The 16576-nt window shown below is 64.4% G+C and carries 20 protein-coding genes and 1 pseudogene; 12 read left to right on the forward strand and 9 right to left on the reverse strand.

What is annotated here, in order from left to right:
- Positions 1-3 precede the first annotated feature (3 nt).
- Complete coding sequence (locus tag GEU84_RS08350) at positions 4-249, reverse strand: accessory factor UbiK family protein (RefSeq protein ID WP_174539511.1); 246 nt, start codon at positions 247-249, stop codon at positions 4-6.
- 105 nt (positions 250-354) lie between these two features.
- Between GEU84_RS08350 and lgt the strand changes: the two genes are divergently transcribed.
- The 4 genes from lgt (at position 355) to GEU84_RS08370 (ending at position 3404) form a co-directional block, all read left to right on the forward strand.
- Entirely contained in the window at positions 355-1233 is an 879-nt protein-coding gene (gene lgt / locus GEU84_RS08355; protein ID WP_174539512.1) for a prolipoprotein diacylglyceryl transferase, read from the forward strand.
- Positions 1230-2291, forward strand: a complete 1062-nt coding sequence (locus GEU84_RS08360; protein ID WP_174539513.1) for a class I SAM-dependent methyltransferase — start codon at positions 1230-1232, stop codon at positions 2289-2291. Before lgt ends, GEU84_RS08360 begins: the two co-directional genes overlap by 4 nt.
- Entirely contained in the window at positions 2291-3043 is a 753-nt protein-coding gene (pgeF, locus tag GEU84_RS08365) for a peptidoglycan editing factor PgeF (RefSeq protein WP_174539514.1), read from the forward strand. Before GEU84_RS08360 ends, pgeF begins: the two co-directional genes overlap by 1 nt.
- Before the next feature lie 208 nt (positions 3044-3251).
- Positions 3252-3404 (forward strand): hypothetical protein, encoded by a 153-nt coding sequence (locus GEU84_RS08370; protein WP_174539515.1) that lies wholly within the window; start codon positions 3252-3254, stop codon positions 3402-3404.
- 70 nt (positions 3405-3474) lie between these two features.
- Here GEU84_RS08370 and GEU84_RS08375 read toward each other — a convergent pair whose 3' ends face one another.
- Entirely contained in the window at positions 3475-3975 is a 501-nt protein-coding gene (locus GEU84_RS08375) for an Lrp/AsnC family transcriptional regulator (RefSeq protein ID WP_174539516.1), read from the reverse strand.
- Positions 3976-4160: 185 nt separating this feature from the next.
- Here GEU84_RS08375 and trxB point away from each other — a divergent pair, with 185 nt between their 5' ends.
- From trxB to GEU84_RS08390, 3 genes are all read left to right on the forward strand, one after another.
- Entirely contained in the window at positions 4161-5102 is a 942-nt protein-coding gene (gene trxB / locus GEU84_RS08380; protein ID WP_174539517.1) for a thioredoxin-disulfide reductase, read from the forward strand.
- 68 nt (positions 5103-5170) lie between these two features.
- Positions 5171-6286 carry a 2OG-Fe(II) oxygenase gene (locus GEU84_RS08385; protein WP_174539518.1) on the forward strand — a complete coding sequence of 372 codons (1116 nt, stop codon included), beginning with the start codon at positions 5171-5173 and terminating at the stop codon, positions 6284-6286.
- Between the two features lie 184 nt (positions 6287-6470).
- Positions 6471-8177, forward strand: a complete 1707-nt coding sequence (locus GEU84_RS08390) for a bifunctional sulfate adenylyltransferase/adenylylsulfate kinase (protein ID WP_174539519.1) — start codon at positions 6471-6473, stop codon at positions 8175-8177.
- Between the two features lie 86 nt (positions 8178-8263).
- Here GEU84_RS08390 and GEU84_RS08395 read toward each other — a convergent pair whose 3' ends face one another.
- Both GEU84_RS08395 and GEU84_RS08400 read right to left on the reverse strand, forming a co-directional pair.
- Complete coding sequence (locus tag GEU84_RS08395) at positions 8264-8491, reverse strand: DUF1150 family protein (RefSeq protein ID WP_174539734.1); 228 nt, start codon at positions 8489-8491, stop codon at positions 8264-8266.
- 9 nt (positions 8492-8500) lie between these two features.
- Positions 8501-8923, reverse strand: a complete 423-nt coding sequence (locus GEU84_RS08400) for an Hsp20 family protein (protein WP_174539520.1) — start codon at positions 8921-8923, stop codon at positions 8501-8503.
- Positions 8924-9157: 234 nt separating this feature from the next.
- On the opposite strand from GEU84_RS08400, the gene GEU84_RS08405 reads away from it, so the two are divergent.
- From GEU84_RS08405 to GEU84_RS08420, 4 genes and pseudogenes are all read left to right on the forward strand, one after another.
- Complete coding sequence (locus GEU84_RS08405) at positions 9158-9376, forward strand: YdcH family protein (RefSeq protein WP_174539521.1); 219 nt, start codon at positions 9158-9160, stop codon at positions 9374-9376.
- A 59-nt stretch (positions 9377-9435) separates the two neighbouring features.
- A complete protein-coding gene (gene purE / locus GEU84_RS08410) occupies positions 9436-9921 on the forward strand; it encodes a 5-(carboxyamino)imidazole ribonucleotide mutase (protein ID WP_174539522.1) in 486 nt (161 codons plus the stop codon).
- Positions 9914-10990, forward strand: coding sequence for a 5-(carboxyamino)imidazole ribonucleotide synthase (locus GEU84_RS08415; protein WP_174539523.1), 1077 nt, complete (start codon positions 9914-9916; stop codon positions 10988-10990). Before purE ends, GEU84_RS08415 begins: the two co-directional genes overlap by 8 nt.
- Before the next feature lie 10 nt (positions 10991-11000).
- Positions 11001-11450 (forward strand): annotated as a pseudogene (locus GEU84_RS08420) (NUDIX domain-containing protein); the annotation flags it as partial.
- A gap of 100 nt (positions 11451-11550) precedes the next feature.
- Here the strand turns inward: GEU84_RS08420 and GEU84_RS08425 are convergent.
- The 3 genes from GEU84_RS08425 to GEU84_RS08435 all read right to left on the reverse strand — a co-directional run bounded on the left by GEU84_RS08425 (position 11551) and on the right by GEU84_RS08435 (position 13628).
- The gene (locus tag GEU84_RS08425; RefSeq protein WP_174539524.1) at positions 11551-12024 is read right to left on the reverse strand and encodes a lytic transglycosylase domain-containing protein; all 474 of its coding nucleotides are present in this window, start codon (positions 12022-12024) and stop codon (positions 11551-11553) included.
- A gap of 221 nt (positions 12025-12245) precedes the next feature.
- Positions 12246-13109, reverse strand: coding sequence for a GGDEF domain-containing protein (locus GEU84_RS08430; protein ID WP_174539525.1), 864 nt, complete (start codon positions 13107-13109; stop codon positions 12246-12248).
- Positions 13110-13253: 144 nt separating this feature from the next.
- Entirely contained in the window at positions 13254-13628 is a 375-nt protein-coding gene (locus tag GEU84_RS08435; protein WP_217438526.1) for a hypothetical protein, read from the reverse strand.
- Between the two features lie 82 nt (positions 13629-13710).
- Between GEU84_RS08435 and GEU84_RS08440 the strand changes: the two genes are divergently transcribed.
- Positions 13711-14445 (forward strand): DeoR/GlpR family DNA-binding transcription regulator, encoded by a 735-nt coding sequence (locus tag GEU84_RS08440; protein WP_174539526.1) that lies wholly within the window; start codon positions 13711-13713, stop codon positions 14443-14445.
- A gap of 113 nt (positions 14446-14558) precedes the next feature.
- Here the strand turns inward: GEU84_RS08440 and groL are convergent, their stop codons facing one another.
- Both groL and groES read right to left on the reverse strand, forming a co-directional pair.
- A complete protein-coding gene (groL, locus tag GEU84_RS08445; RefSeq protein ID WP_174539527.1) occupies positions 14559-16202 on the reverse strand; it encodes a chaperonin GroEL in 1644 nt (547 codons plus the stop codon).
- Positions 16203-16288: 86 nt separating this feature from the next.
- A complete protein-coding gene (gene groES, locus GEU84_RS08450) occupies positions 16289-16576 on the reverse strand; it encodes a co-chaperone GroES (RefSeq protein ID WP_174539528.1) in 288 nt (95 codons plus the stop codon).

A 16576-nucleotide genomic window follows, 5' to 3' on the forward strand; every position in this document is an offset into this window, starting at 1 on the left:
ATATCAGCCCTGACGTGCTTCCAGCGCGGCGATGCGGGCCGCCAGCGCGTCATTTTCCTCGCGCGCTTTCTGGGCCATGGCGCGCACTGCGTCGAATTCTTCACGGGTCACGAAATCGCGGTCGGCCATCCAGCGGTCGATGAAGCCTTTCATCGCCGTCTCGGCCTCGGTCTTGGCACCCTGCGCCACGCCCATCGCGTTGGTCATCAGCTGCGACATGTCGTCAAAAAACTTGTTGCGGGTCTGCATGGCGGTTTCCTTCGCAATTTTCCCTTATATGGTCCGCAGCGGCCCATGGCGCAAGGTTGACATCGCCGCAGCCCCGCCCGAGAAACGCCGCCAAAAGGAAAGCGCATGGCCTATCTTCCCTTCCCCGATGTGGCGCCCGAGATTTTCTCGGTTGATCTGTTCGGTGTCACGCTGGCGCTGCGCTGGTATGCGCTGGCCTATATCGCCGGGCTGCTGATCGGCTGGCGGCTGATCCTGCGGCTGTTGCGCGATGCGCGGCTGTGGCCGGGTGGCCCGCCGATGACCGCCGATCAGGTGGAACGGCTGCTGACCTGGGTGATCCTGGGCGTGGTTCTGGGTGGGCGGCTGGGCTATGTGCTGTTCTACCAGCCCGGCTATTATCTGGCCAACCCGCGTGAGATCTTGTGGGTGTGGGAGGGCGGCATGGCCTTTCACGGCGGCTTTCTGGGCGTCGTGGTGGCAGCCTATGTCTTTTGCCGACGCGAAGGCATTCCCATGCTGTCAGCCGCCGATCTGATGGCAGTGGCGACGCCCCCCGGCCTGCTGCTGGGCCGTCTGGCGAATTTCATCAATGCCGAGCTGTGGGGCCGCCCCACCAGCATGCCCTGGGGCGTGGCCTTTCCGGGTGAGGCGGCGCAGACCTGTCCCGGCGTCGTGGGCATCTGCGCCCGTCACCCCTCGCAGCTTTATGAGGCGGGGCTGGAGGGGCTGCTGCTGGGCGCGGTGCTGCTGTGGCTGATCTACAGCCGGGGCTGGCTGCGCTGGCCGGGGGCCATCGCGGGCCTGTTCTTTGCCGGCTATGGCGCGGCGCGGTTCCTGGTGGAGTTTTTCCGCCAGCCCGATGCGCAATTCGTGACCGAAGGCAACCCGCTGGGCCTTGCATGGCAGATCGGCGGCTGGGGGCTGACGCAGGGGCAGGCGCTGTCGCTGCCGATGATCGCCGTCGGGGTCTGGTTCATCCTGCGGGCGCGACGGGTGGCATGACGCCGCTGGCGGCCCTTCTGGCGCGGCGGATCAAGGCCACCGGGCCGATGACGCTGGCCGATTACATGGCCGAATGCCTGCTGCACCCCGACCACGGCTATTACACCACGCGCGCCCCCTTTGGCGCTGCGGGCGATTTCACCACCGCGCCGGAAATCAGCCAGATGTTCGGCGAATTGCTGGGGCTATGTCTGGCGCAAGCCTGGCAGGATCAGGGCGCACCGGCCCGGTTCACGCTGGCCGAGATCGGCCCGGGGCGCGGCACGCTGATGGCCGATGCCCTGCGCGCCACCCGCGCCGTTCCCGGGTTTCACGCGGGCGCAAAGGTGGTGCTGGTCGAGGCGTCAGCCACCCTGCGCGCCCGGCAAAAGGCCACATTGGCCGGGCACCCCGCGCACTGGCTGAACAGTGCCGCGGAACTGCCCGACGCCCCTCTGTTCCTGATCGCCAACGAGTTTTTCGATGCCCTGCCGATCCGCCAGTTCCAACGCAGCGGTGCGGGCTGGTGCGAGCGGATGGTGGGCCTGTCGGGCGAGATGCTGACCTTCGGTCTGTCGGCCACCGCGCCTCTGGCGCTGCTGGCGCACCGGCTGGCCGATACAAGCGACGGCGACGTGGTGGAACATTGCCCCGCCGCTGCCCCGGTCATGGCCGCGATTGCCGCCCGCATCGCCGCGCATGGCGGGGCCGCACTGATCATCGACTATGGCGGCTGGCATTCGCTGGGCGACACGTTGCAGGCGGTGCAGGCGCATGCCTTTGCCGACCCGCTGGCCGCACCGGGCAAGGCTGACCTGACCGCACATGTCGATTTCGCCGCCCTTGCCGCCGCCGCCGCCCCATGCCGCACGGCCCCGCTGATCGGGCAGGGCCTGCTGCTGGAACGCCTTGGCATCGCGCAGCGGGCCGACCGGCTGGCGCGCAATCTGGCCGGTGCGGCGCTTGAAAGCCATCTGGCCGCATATCGGCGCTTGACCCACCCGCAGGAAATGGGAACGCTGTTCAAGGCGCTGGCGGTGCATCCTGCCGCCAGTCCGCCGCCACCGGGGTTCGACTGATGCTTGAAATTGTCACCGCAGACGCCCTGGCCCCGCTGCGCCACGGGTTCTTCACCCGCAAGGGCGGGGCATCTTCGGGCATTTTCAAGGGCTTGAACTGCGGCACCGGCAGCTCTGACCTGGCCGAGGCTGTGGCGATCAACCGCGCCCGGGTGGCCGCCGCGATGGATGTGTCGCCCGATCATCTGGCCGGGGTGCATCAGGTGCATTCCGCCGATGTGCTGCATGTCACCACGCCCGGCGCCGCCCGCCCGCGCGCCGATGCCATGGTCACGGCCACGCCGGGGCTTGCCCTGTCGGTGCTGACCGCCGATTGCCAGCCCGTGCTGTTCGCCGATGCGGGCGCGGGCGTGATCGGCGCGGCCCATGCCGGCTGGCGCGGCACCCGCGACGGCGTGCTGGAGGCGACGGTCGAGGCGATGATTGCCCTTGGCGCGCGGCGCGCGGCCATCAGCGCGGTGATCGGCCCCTGCATCAGCCAGCCCGCCTATGAGGTGGGCCCGGAATTTGTCGAAACCTTTCTGGATGAAGACCCCGCCTCGGCCCGTTTCTTTGCGGGCGGGAACGGCGACCGCGCGCTGTTCGATCTGCCGGGCTATGGCCTGCACCGGCTGCGCGCGGCGGGAATCGGTCAGGCCGAATGGACGCGCCATTGCACCTACCGCGATGCCGAACGGTTCTTTTCCTTCCGCCGCGCCACCCATGCCGGTGAGGCCGATTATGGCAGGCTGATCTCGGTTATCCGCCTCTAGGACACGCCAGCGCCGCATTTCAAAACAACCTGTGGTTATGTTCCTTTCCGAAATAATGGTTTACGCTGCGTTAACCTGAAGTGGCTCCCGGCGCGAAATTTTTTGGAAACCATGTTTACGCGCAGGTAATGGCCAATCGCCGCCGCAATGCACCGGCATTCTGTGTTCAAGGCCAATGAGCCAACAGATACGGAACGAGGGACAGACCATGAAAAAAGATCACCGCTGGATGAAATCCGCCGTCGCCGCAGCCGAAAACATGCAGGTTGCCCTGCCGTTCCAGCGTGGCAGCAAGACGCGCCCCGCCGCGCTGAAAGCCGCCCCGGCCCCGGTAAAGCAGCGCGCCATCGCCGCCCGCTGAACCACGCCACTATCATGCAGAAGGGTCGGAGAGTGCCCTCTCCGACCCTTCTGCATTCCGGCAACCGGTGTCAGGCGTTGCGGTTCAGCCGCGCTTCCAGCACATCGAACGGCACGCCGGGCATATCCTTGGCGCATCGGATCACGAGGCTGGTCTTGACCGAGGCCACATTCGCCGCCGCCGTCAGCTGTTCCGTCAGGAAGTTCTGAAAGGTTGACAGATCCGGCGCCACGCATTTCAAAATGAAATCAATCTCGCCGTTCAGCATGTGGCATTCGCGCACCAGCGACCACTCGCGGCAGCGTTTCTCGAACGCCGACAGATCGGCCTCGGCCTGGCTTTGCAGCCGCACCATGGCAAACACCTGCACCTCGAACCCCAGCTCGCGCGGGTCAATGTCGGCGTGATAGCCGCGGATATACCCCGCTTCTTCCAGGGTGCGCACACGGCGCAGGCAGGGCGGCGCCGATATGCCCACCCTTTTGGCAAGCTCCACATTGGTCATGCGGCCATCGGCCTGCAATTCGGCCAGAATGTGCCTGTCGATAGGATCAAGTTTCGATCCGGCCATGCCGCTCTCCCTGTTCGCGCAGACGTTACGATTTTCACCTGATCTGCGCAATATTATTTCGCGTTTGCGCAAGATTTTGTCGCTTCTGTTACGGCAATCGGTGCATGGCCGCAACCCGCCTTTGGGGCTTTCCGCCCTGTGATGCAGCGCCTATATGAAGACGCTGCGCATCGCGAGGGGGCATCATGGCCGAGACACGTCACACCAAAGTTCTGATCATCGGCTCCGGCCCGGCGGGCTATACCGCCGCCGTCTATGCCGCGCGCGCGATGCTGAACCCGATTCTGGTGCAGGGCCTGCAACCCGGCGGCCAACTGACCATCACGACCGAGGTGGAAAACTGGCCGGGTGACAGCCACGTTCAGGGCCCCGACCTGATGCTGCGGATGGAGGATCACGCAAAGGCCATGGGGGCCGAGGTGATATCCGACTATATCTCCAGCCTCGATCTGTCTCAGCGCCCCTTCACCGCCCATGCCGACAGTGGCACCACCTTCACAGCCGATGCCGTGATCCTCGCCACCGGGGCGCAGGCCAAATGGCTGGGCCTGCCATCGGAAGAGAAATTCAAGGGGTTCGGCGTGTCGGCCTGCGCCACCTGCGACGGGTTCTTCTACCGGGGCCGCGAGGTGGTGGTGATCGGCGGCGGCAACACGGCGGTCGAAGAGGCGCTGTTCCTGACCAATTTCGCCACCAAGGTCACGCTGATCCACCGCCGCGACACGTTGCGCGCCGAAAAGATCATGCAGGACCGGCTGTTCAAACACCCAAAGATCGAGGTGATCTGGAATTCCGAAGTCACCGAGGTTCTGGGCACCGACGCCCCCGCCAGCGTCACCGCCGTGCGCAGCCGCAACCTGATCACCGGCGAGGTCAAAGACGTGCCTTGCCACGGATTCTTTGTTGCCATCGGCCACGCCCCCGCCAGCGAGTTGGTGAAAGACCAGCTGGAGCTGCACAACGGCGGTTATGTGAAAGTGCAGCCCGGCACCACGCTTACCTCGATTCCCGGCGTGTTCGCAGCGGGCGACCTGACGGATCATGTCTACCGGCAGGCCGTCACCTCGGCCGGCATGGGCTGCATGGCCGCACTTGATGCCGAACGGTTTCTGGCGGGCCACAGCTAGCCGCAAGGATTGACGCGTGCGGAAAACGCAGGATAAATTTTCCGTCAGCAGCGATGGGATTTTAACCGATGTCCGAAATTGTCCGCCTGTCTCCCGGCGATCCTGCGCCATACTTTACCCAGCGATCGTCCGTGAATCCGCGCTATGCGCTCGACACAGCTGCCGGCCGGTATCTGGTGCTGTGCTTTTACCACTCTGCGGCGCATCCGGCGGCGCAGCGGGCACTGGCGGCAGCTCATGCGCGACCCGACATTTTCAACGACGATTTCGCATGCTTTTTCGGCATATCCACCGATCCCGAGGATGAATCCGCCGCCCGCGTTGCCAACAGGTTTCCGGGCTACCGCCACATCTATGATTTTGATCTGAAGGCCAGTCGGCTTTACGGGGCGGTGCCGGTCGATCCCGCGGCATCGGCGCGCCTTGCGCTCTGGGTCATCACCGACCCCACGCTGCGCGTGATCGACATCGTCCACTTCACCGCCGACGGCAGCGACTTTGCGCGTCTGATGGCCCGTCTCGACGCGCTTCCGCCGCCACACCGTTTTGCCGGCATGCCACTTCAGGCCCCGATCCTGTATCTGCCCCGCGTGTTCGAGCCTGAGTTCTGCAAAACGCTTATGGATATCTATGATGCCCAAGGCGGCGAAATGTCGGGCTTCATGCGGCAGATCGACGGCAAGACAGTCGGCTTGCATGACAAGAACCACAAGGTCCGCCGCGATGTGAACCTCAGCGATGCCGATCTCATCGCCCAGACCCAGCGCCGGATCCTGCGGCGGGTCGTGCCCGAGATCGCCAAGGTGCATCAGTTCCAGGTCACGCGGATGGAACGCTACCTCGTGGCCTGCTATGATGCCGCAGAAGGTGGTCATTTCGCGCCACACCGCGACAATACGACACTGGGCACCGCGCACCGCCGCTTCGCCGTATCGATCAACCTCAACGACGATTTCGAGGGCGGCGAAGTGTCCTTCCCCGAATATGGGCCGCAGGGTTTCAAGGCCCCGCCGGGTGGTGCAGTGGTGTTTTCCTGCTCGCTGCTGCACAAGGTCAGCCGGGTAACGGCGGGGCGCCGCTACGCATTTTTGCCATTCCTCTACGATGATGCCGCCGCTGAATTGCGCAAGGCCAACCTGGACGCGGTTCAACTCGCACCCGCCACGGACGCCACGCGCGGTTGATGCAGGGCCAACAGGGCTTTTTTCGCCTGTCCTGCGCTGTCATGCATGCCGCACATGGCGGCATTTTCAGCATTCACAGCAGAAAAATACCTTGCGACGCTTGAATTGCGTAGCCATGGCAGGATAAGCCCGCGCACAGCCGGGGGTGACCCCACGACCATTTCCCACAGAGGCGTATCTGTCGATGTCCCTTCCCAACCATGCACCCATTCCCGAACTGTTCGTTTCCGCCGAGTCCGCGCAAAAGCTGAAGCTCGAGGCGGGCAACCTGCCCTCCTGGGATCTGACCGCGCGGCAGGTCTGTGACCTTGAACTCTTGATGAATGGCGGCTTCTTTCCGCTGAAGGGCTTCCTGTCCGAGGCCGATTACAACGGCGTCGTTGACAACATGCGCACCGCCGACGGCACGCTGTGGCCGATGCCGGTCACGCTGGACGTGTCGGAAAAATTCGCCGAAGGCATCGCGCCGGGCCAGGACATCGCGCTGCGCGATGCCGAGGGCGTCATTCTGGCGATCATGTCGGTGTCGGACAAATGGGTGCCCAACAAGGCGCATGAGGCCGAACAGGTCTTTGGTGCCGACGATCTGGCGCATCCTGCGGTGAACTATCTGCACAACACGGCGGGCAAAGTCTATCTGGGCGGCCCGGTCACTGGCATCCAGCAGCCCGTGCATTACGATTTCAAGGCCCGCCGCGACACGCCCAACGAACTGCGCGCCTTCTTCCGCAAGATGGGCTGGCGCCGTGTGGTGGCCTTCCAGACCCGCAACCCGCTGCACCGCGCGCATCAGGAACTGACATTCCGCGCCGCGCGCGAAGCGCAGGCCAACCTGCTGATCCATCCGGTCGTCGGCATGACCAAACCCGGCGACGTGGACCATTTCACCCGCGTGCGCTGCTATGAGGCGGTGCTGGACCAGTATCCGGCGTCCACCACCCACCTGTCGCTCCTGAACCTCGCGATGCGCATGGGTGGCCCGCGCGAGGCCTTGTGGCATGCGATCATCCGCAAGAACCACGGCTTGACCCATTTCATCGTGGGCCGCGACCATGCCGGCCCCGGCAAGAACAGCCAGGGCAAGGATTTTTACGACCCCTACGCCGCACAGGAACTGGTTGCACAGCATCAGGCCGAGATCGGCATCGAGATGGTCGATTTCAAACAGATGGTCTATGTGTCTGAAAAGGCACAATACTTCCCGGTAGACGAGATCCCCGAGGGCACATCGGTGCTGGATATCTCCGGCACCGAACTGCGCCGCCGCCTGCGCGAAGGGCTGGAGATCCCCGAATGGTTCTCTTTCCCTGCCGTGGTCAAGGAATTGCGCCGCACATCGCCCGCACGGTCGAAACAGGGCTTCACCGTGTTCTTCACTGGCCTTTCCGGTTCCGGCAAATCCACCATCGCCAATGCGCTGATGGTGAAGCTGATGGAAATGGGCGGCCGTCCGGTCACGCTCTTGGATGGTGACGTGGTGCGCAAGCACCTGTCATCCGAACTTGGCTTTTCCAAGGAACACCGCGACATCAACATCAAGCGCATCGGCTATGTCGCGTCGGAAATCACCAAGAACGGCGGCATCGCCATCTGCGCCCCGATCGCGCCCTACACCGCCACCCGCCGCGCCGTGCGCGAGATGATCGAGGCTTACGGCGCCTTCATCGAGGTGCATGTGGCAACCTCGGTCGAGGAATGCGAACGCCGTGACCGCAAGGGCCTGTATAAACTGGCCCGCGAAGGCAAGATCAAGGAATTCACCGGCATTTCCGACCCCTACGAGGCCCCGACCAAGGCCGAACTGGTGGTCGATACCGAGAATGTCAGCGTGGACCATTGCGCGCATCAGGTGATCCTGAAGCTGGAATCCATGGGCCTGATCGCCGGCTGATCAGCATCACATGACAAAAGCCGCCACCCGCAGGGGTGGCGGCTTTTTGCTGCGTGGTGGCCAGCGGCTGCGGCCCGGTCAGCCTCTCAATGCACGTTCACCGGGGCCAGATCATTCTGCCGCGCCAGCGCAAAGGCCATCGCGCGGTCTTTCACCAGCGCCAGCCGGGCCCCGTCGGACCGGTGCAGCGAGTAAAGCACTTCGATCCCCTCGACCTGATCCTGCACATCCTGCGGCAGATCGGCCACCGCCACGCTGCGCACATAAACGATGCCGGCGGGCACTTCGGGCATGTTGGTGTATTTCGTGTTCATCGCCATCTCCTATCCTTTGCTGCCACGTCCGATGGGGATGCGTTGCACCACCACATCAGGCACGGCGCGGTGCAGATCAATGTGCAACAGCCCGTGTTCCATCATCGCCCCGGCCACATCGACACCCTCGGCCAGCACGAAACTGCGCTGAAACGCCCGGCCCGCGATGCCCCGGTGCAGAAACACCCGGTTTCCGTCATCCTCGGGTTGCCTGCCGCGGATCACCAGCTGGCGGTCCTCGACCGTGATCGCCACGTCATCCTCGCGGAACCCGGCCACCGCCAGGGTGATGCGATAGGCGTTTTCCGCCACCGCCTCGATGTTGAACGGCGGATAACCCTCGCCCGCCGTCTTTGCCGTGCGTTCGACCAGCCGTTCCAGCTGCTCGAACCCCAGAAGGTAGGGGTGGCCCCCGAAATTCAGTTTCGTCATTCCGACTTGCCCTTGATGAAAGCGACATATCGCAGCCGGGCCCCATGACGGGCACCCGCAACACAGCATATGGGGAATGCGCCTGCGCTGCACAAGGGTTGCATGCCAAGGCCACCAATGCAGGCAAGACCACGGGGCGAAACTGCGGCACAAATGCAGAAATCTTCCCGCATCAGCAGAAAATCGCTATATTTCCATGCACTGCCAGATCCGACTCATACACCGAGCCCCGCCATGAACGCGCCAACCGAACTCAACTTCGAAGAGATGCTGCGCATCCGGCTGGGTGTGCTGCGGCGAGAGCACCGCGATCTTGACGATGCGATTCACGCGCTGGAAACGGCGGCGCGGGGCGACCAGCTGACGCTGCGGCGGTTGAAAAAGCAGAAACTGGCGCTGAAAGACCAGATCGTGAAGATCGAGGATCAGCTTATCCCCGACATCATCGCCTGAACCTTGCCCCTGCCCGCCCCGCCGCTATAGTGCCGCCCTCTGGGCATAGGGGGCAGCGCATGGCGCCAGTTGTGGGAATCATCATGGGAAGCCAGTCCGACTGGCCAACGATGAAAGAGGCATCGGTTCTCCTCGACAGCCTCGGCGTGGCATGGGAGGCAAAGATCGTCTCGGCCCACCGCACGCCCGACCGGCTCTGGGCCTACGGCAAGACGGCGGTGGAGCGTGGCTTGCAGGTCATCATCGCAGGTGCCGGCGGGGCCGCGCATCTGCCCGGCATGATGGCCTCCAAAACCCGGCTGCCGGTCATCGGCGTGCCGGTGCAGACCAAGGCGCTGTCGGGCGTCGACAGCCTTTATTCCATCCTGCAGATGCCGCGCGGCTTTCCCGTGGCCACCATGGCCATCGGTGCGGCAGGTGCTGTCAATGCCGGGCTGATGGCGGCGGGCATCCTTGCGCTGAACGACGCAGCCTTGGCCGCCCGGCTGGACGCGTGGCGCGCGGCCCTCAGCGCCTCGATCCCCGAGGAACCGCAGGATGACTGAGCCCCTCCCCCCCGGTTCGACCATCGGAATTCTGGGTGGCGGCCAGTTGGGCCGCATGCTGGCCGTCGCCGCCAGCCGTCTGGGCCTTCGCAGCCATATCTATGAACCCATGGCATCCCCCCCCGCCGCCGATGTGGCGCACCGCGTCACAACCGCCAGCTATGATGACGCCGCCGCCCTTGCCGCCTTTGCTGCCAGCGTCGATGTCATCACCTATGAATTCGAGAACATCCCGACGGCTGCGCTTGACGCGTTGGAGGCCCTGCGCCCCATCCGCCCCAACCGCCGCGCGCTGGCCATCAGCCAGGACCGCATCGCGGAAAAGGATTTCCTGACCGGGCTGGGCCTGACAACCGCCCCCTATCACGCCGTGAACTCCGCCGCCGATCTTGAAGCCGCAATCGCCGCCATCGACACCCCCGCCATCCTGAAAACCACCCGTCTGGGCTATGATGGCAAGGGCCAGGCCCGGTTGCGCGAGCCCGCCGATGCGCCTGCCGCCCTTGCCGCGATGAACGGTGCGGCTGCGGTGCTGGAAGGCTTCATCAGCTTCAGCCATGAGGTCTCGGTGATCGCCGCGCGCGGCCTTGACGGCTCGGTCGCCGCCTATGATCCGGGCGAGAATGTGCACCGTGACGGTATCCTGCATACAACAACCGTCCCCGCCCGCCTGTCGCCCGGCCAGCGCAGCGATGCGGTGCTGCTGGCCGCCCGCATCCTGAACGCGCTGGATTATGTGGGCGTCATGGGGGTGGAACTGTTCGTGACGCCACAGGGCCTTCTGGTCAACGAAATCGCCCCCCGGGTGCACAATTCCGGCCACTGGACGCAGAACGGCTGTGCGGTGGACCAGTTCGAACAGCATATACGCGCTGTTGCGGGTTGGCCCCTGGGCGACGGCGGGCGGCATGCCGATGTGGTGATGGAAAACCTGATCGGTGACGATATCCTGCGGGTTCCGGCACTCGCGGCCGAACGTGGCACCGCGCTGCATCTATACGGCAAGGGCGAGGCGCGCCCAGGCCGCAAGATGGGCCATGTGAACCGCATCCGCCCCGGCAAAATCTGATGCCTGCCGCATGAAACACCGCAGCCCCCGTCTGGCCGTGCGCGCCCTGATCCTGCACCGCGACCTTCTGTTGCTGGTCAATGCCTATCCAGGTGGCCAGTCCGACCTCTGGTGCGCGCCCGGCGGGGGCGTGGTGCCCGGCACATCCTTGCCCGACAACCTGATCCGCGAGGTGCATGAGGAAACCGGCCTGACCGTGGCCGTGGGCGACCCTGCGCTGGTCAACGAGTTTCACGATCCGGCCAGCGGGTTTCACCAGGTCGATGTCTATTTCCGTTGCACCATCACCGCAGGCCAGATCACAACCACATGGCGCGACCCCGAAGGCATTGTCACGCAACGCAAATTCTTTGCCCGGACGGAACTGGAAATCGGCCGCATCCGATTCAAGCCCGACAGCCTGCCCGGCGCCGCCTGGGGCGGTGGGTTGCTGTATGACCCGCTGGAACTGATCGTGCGCCGAGAAGCGGCCCGCCTGCCAGCCGTCCGCCCGACCCCACGCCGTGCATGCACCGACCAGCACTTGGCCGCCCAAAGTCACGGCCATTCAAGACACGCGCCTAGGACCGCAGGCCGGTTTCCACCAGCATGCCCTTGCGCTTGGCCTCATAGTAATAGCCTTTGGCATACCACATCACCGCGCGCTCCTGATTGCCGTTCGACACCAGCCAAGCCCCCCGCAGGTATTTCCCGGCATATTGCAGGTTGGTTTCCGCATCCAGCAGCCCCTGCGGCGTGCCGCGATAGCCCATGGTGCGGGCGGTCTGCGGCAGAATCTGCATCAGCCCGTAATAGGGCCCGTTGCGTGCGCCTGCGTTGTAGCCGCTCTCGCGCTGGATCACGCGGTGCAAAAGGGAGGGCGGAATGTCATGCACATCGGCATAGCGGTTTATCAGCCGCCGCATCTCCGGCGTCTCTCCGGGGTAAAGGTCACCGCGTGAAACGGGTTCGTCAGCTTCGTCCGCGCGGCGGCCGCAGGCCGCGAGTGCGGCAAAGCCAAGGACAAGGGCGGTGCGGCGGGTGATGGCGTGCATGCATTTCTCCTGTTGCACTGCCTTTTAGTCAAACCATAGGCCTCACGCAACAAAGCCGCAGCGCACGAGCACCAACTGCGGCGGCAAGCCGCGCTATGGCAGCCATGACACCGGCCCGAAGATTTCATCGCCAGCCGGGCAGCCGTGCCGAATCCGGCCCGCCGCCCCCCGCCACCGATTGATCCATCCGGGAAAACACCCTTTGGGCGGCAAGCCGCCCGCTATTCCGCTGCCATGGGCACGATCCCACCCGCGCGCACCACTCGGTTGCGCCCGCCGCGCTTTGCCTGATAGGTGGCGGCATCGGCCTCGGCCAGCAGATCGGCCACCGGGCGGGGTTGCCGGCCATGCGCCACGCCGATCGAGGCCGTCACCGGCTGGCCCCCTGCCCGCACCTGCGCCTCGATCACCGCCCGGATACGCTGCGCTGCCGCCAGCGCCTCCGGCCCCGTGGCGGCGGGCAGGAAGACAACGAATTCCTCGCCGCCAAAGCGCGCCAGCACATCTGACCGCCGCAGCACCGACTGGATCGCCGCCGCCACGTCGACCAGCACGCGGTCGCCCGCCTCATGGCCCAGCGAATCGTTCACCCGCTTGAAATGATCCAGATCCAGCAGCAACATGCCCCCCGCCGCCCGGTCAATCACCCGCCGTTCAAACCCGCGGCGGTTCAGCACACCGGTCAGCGGGTCGGTTTCCGCCTCGCGCGTGGTTTCGTCAATCTTCTGGTTCACATGCAGCACCAGCCTGTTGGTGCGCTCCATCAATTGCCCCACCTCGTCACGGTAGCCGAAGGGCAACGTTTCCGCCTGGCCCGCAACCTCGAAATCCCGCATGGCACGCTCCACCATATACAGCGGCCGCAGGATCGCCCGCAGCGCCACCAGACAGATGCCTGTGCCCGCCAGCGTTGCCACCAGCGCCACCGCCAGCGTGCCCAGTTGTTCCGAGAGGGGGGCATTCTGCGCCATCGCCCGCGCGGCCAGCGCCAGCAGCGGCACATGGGTGCCAATGAAGGCGATGAAGAACACCTTCGCGGTGAAGCTTGTCGGGAACATCCGTGACATCAGACTGTAAAGATACATGGCAGGCTCCGCATTCCGCTTGCATCAACATTGCGGCCAATCCTTTTACAAACGGTTAACCGAAAAACGAGACAAGGAAAGTCTGAAGTGAAAGGCAGGGCGTTGCAGCCCCGCTTTTGCGTTGTGCCACAGATATCCCGCCATTCATGCGCCCGCCCGTATCGGAATCTCCTCCAACGAGCGATAGACCGGCAAGCCACGCTCCTGGGCGATCCGCACATCATTGTCTGCCCCCGTCGAGGCCCCTTCCAGCCGCAGCACGGCGTCGCAATGCTGCAACAGGCGTTCCGCCGTCGGGTGCATCACCCGATCATAAAGCGCATCGCCCACTGCCCCGCCGCCCGCCCCGCGCAGCACCGGCAGCGCCACCCATTCGCCGATCATCGGCACATGGCCCTTCTGAAACACCGGCCAGGCCGCCGCCTCCAGCCGGGCCAGATTCGCCGCCATCACGGCCGGATCGTCGCCGCTGCCCGACCGATAGGGCCCGGCAATCAGAATCAGCATCACTTTGTCCATCGTCATCTCCATGGTGCGAGATCAAGCCTTGGCACAGCGCGCTGATTCGTGCAATATCACGCATAAGCAAGGATTATCATGCATGCTGACTGCACAACGAAAGGCGCTTTTGCTTGACAGGCTGCATGCCGAGGGTCGCCTTGTGGCGCGCGGCCTGGCAGAGGAACTGGGCACGTCGGAGGACACAATCCGGCGCGACCTGCGCGAACTTGCTGCTGAAGGCTTGCTGACGCGGGTGCATGGCGGGGCGCTGCCCGCCTCGCCCACCCACCGGCCAATGCGTGAGCGAAGCAACATGGAAGTATCGGCAAAACAGCGGCTTGGCGTGGCCGGCGCGGCGCTGATCCGGCCGGGCCAGACGGTTATCCTCGATGGCGGCACCACGCATCTGGCGCTTGTTCAGGCCCTGCCCGCCACGCTGGCCGCAACCATCATCACCCACAGCCCCACGATCGCGGCGGCGCTGGAGCCGTTTGCCCGGCTGGAGGTGATCGTGATCGGCGGGCGGCTGATGCGGCACTCCATGGTGGCGCTGGGGGCCGCGACACAGGCGGGCTTTGCCGCGATCCGTGCAGATATGTGCATATTGGGCGTCACCGGCCTGCACCCCGAAGCGGGACTGACCACGGGCGACCATGAAGAGGCCCTGATCAAGCGCCGCATGGTGCAAAGCGCGGGCGAGACGATCGTGCTGGCAACCCCTGACAAGATCGGCGCCGCCTCGGCCTTTCAGATTGCTGGGCTGGAGGAGGCGCGGATCATCACAACCGGCGAACCGCCGGACTGGCTGCCAAGGGCACAGCATCTGCGCGCCTGAATCTTTGCCCGCAACACTTGGCCCGACAACACTTGGCCCGACAACACTTGGCCCAACAACAGAAAAAGGGCGCCCGAAGGCGCCCTTTCCCGCAATCGACCCTCTGGGTCAGATCACATCATGCCGTCCATGCCGCCCATGCCGCCCATGCCGCCGGCGCCTGCGTTGCCTTTCGGCTCCGGACGGTCAGCGATCATGGCTTCGGTGGTGATCAGCAGCGACGCGACCGATGCTGCATCTTCCAGCGCGGTGCGGGTCACTTTGGCCGGGTCGATGACGCCGAACTTGAACATGTCGCCATATTCTTCGGTCTGCGCGTTGAAGCCGAACGTCAGGTCGTTCGATTCGCGAACCTTGCCCGCAACCACGGCACCATCAACACCGGCGTTTTCGGCGATCTGGCGCAGCGGCGCTTCCAGCGCGCGGCGCACGATGGCAATACCCGCGTTCTGGTCGGAGTTCAGCCCGGTCAGACCATCCAGCGCCTTGCCAGCCTGAACCAGCGCCACGCCGCCGCCCACAACGATGCCTTCCTGCACGGCCGCACGGGTCGCGTTCAGGGCGTCATCCACGCGGTCCTTGCGCTCTTTCACTTCGATCTCGGTCATGCCGCCGACACGGATCACCGCAACACCGCCAGCCAGTTTGGCCACGCGCTCTTGCAGTTTTTCCTTGTCGTAATCCGACGTGGTTTCTTCGATCTGGGTGCGGATCTGGGCCACGCGGGCCTGAATCTCGGCCTTGTCGCCAGCGCCGTCGATGACGGTGGTCGTGTCTTTCGTGATCGTCACTTTCTTGGCGCGGCCAAGCATGTCGATGGTCACGTTTTCCAGCTTCATGCCCAGATCATCGGAAATCACCTGACCACCGGTCAGAATGGCGATGTCTTGCAGCATGGCCTTGCGGCGGTCGCCGAAGCCCGGAGCCTTGACAGCAGCTATTTTCAGACCGCCGCGCAGCTTGTTCACGACCAGCGTGGCCAGAGCCTCGCCTTCCACGTCTTCGGAAATGATGATCAGCGGCTTTTGCGACTGGATCACGGCTTCCAGCAGCGGAACCATCGGCTGCAGCGACGAGAGTTTTTTCTCGTGCAGCAGAATCAGCGCGTCTTCCAGCTCTGCAACCATCTTGTCGGGGTTGGTCACGAAATAGGGCGACAGGTAGCCGCGGTCGAACTGCATGCCTTCGACGACTTCGGTTTCCGTTTCCAGACCCTTGTTCTCTTCGACGGTAATCACGCCCTCGTTGCCGACTTTCTGCATCGCATCCGCAATCTGGCGGCCGATTTCAGCTTCGCCGTTGGCCGAGATGGTGCCAACCTGGGCCACTTCGTCGCTGTCCTTGACGGGACGCGAGGCAGCCTTGATCGCGGCCACAACCTTGGCCACGGCGATGTCGATGCCGCGCTTCAGGTCCATCGGGTTCATCCCGGCGGCCACGGCCTTCAGGCCGTCCTTGATGATGGCTTGCGCCAGCACGGTGGCGGTGGTGGTGCCGTCGCCAGCCTCGTCATTGGTGCGGGAAGCGACTTCCTTCACCATCTGCGCGCCCATGTTCTCGAACTTGTCGGCCAGTTCGATTTCCTTGGCAACGGTCACGCCGTCCTTGGTGATGCGCGGCGAGCCGAAGCTCTTGTCGATCACCACGTTGCGGCCTTTCGGGCCCAGCGTCACCTTCACGGCATCGGCGAGAATGTTCACGCCACGCAGCATGCGGTCGCGGGCATCGGTGTCGAACTTGACGTCCTTAGCAGCCATTTTGTCAGCTCCAGTTTGTCGATGTGTCTGTTGTCAGCGAAATCCGGCGGGGGCGCTCAGCCATCACGGCGAACGCCCCGTTTCCCTCAGGAGAGGATGCCCAGAATGTCGCTTTCCTTCATGATCAGCAGGTCTTTGCCGTCGATCTGCACCTCGGTGCCCGACCATTTGCCGAACAGAACGCGGTCGCCTTCCTTGACGGCCATGGCGATCAGCTCGCCATCTTCGTCACGCGCACCGGCGCCGACGGCAACCACTTCGCCCTCGGCGGGCTTTTCTTTTGCGGTATCGGGGATGATCAGGCCGCCCTTGGTCTTTTCTTCGCCTTCGATGCGGCGGACCAACACACGGTCATGCAGCGGTTTGAATGCCAT

The sequence above is a fragment of the Fertoeibacter niger genome, assembly GCF_009380135.2.
GTDB lineage: Bacteria > Pseudomonadota > Alphaproteobacteria > Rhodobacterales > Rhodobacteraceae > Fertoeibacter > Fertoeibacter niger.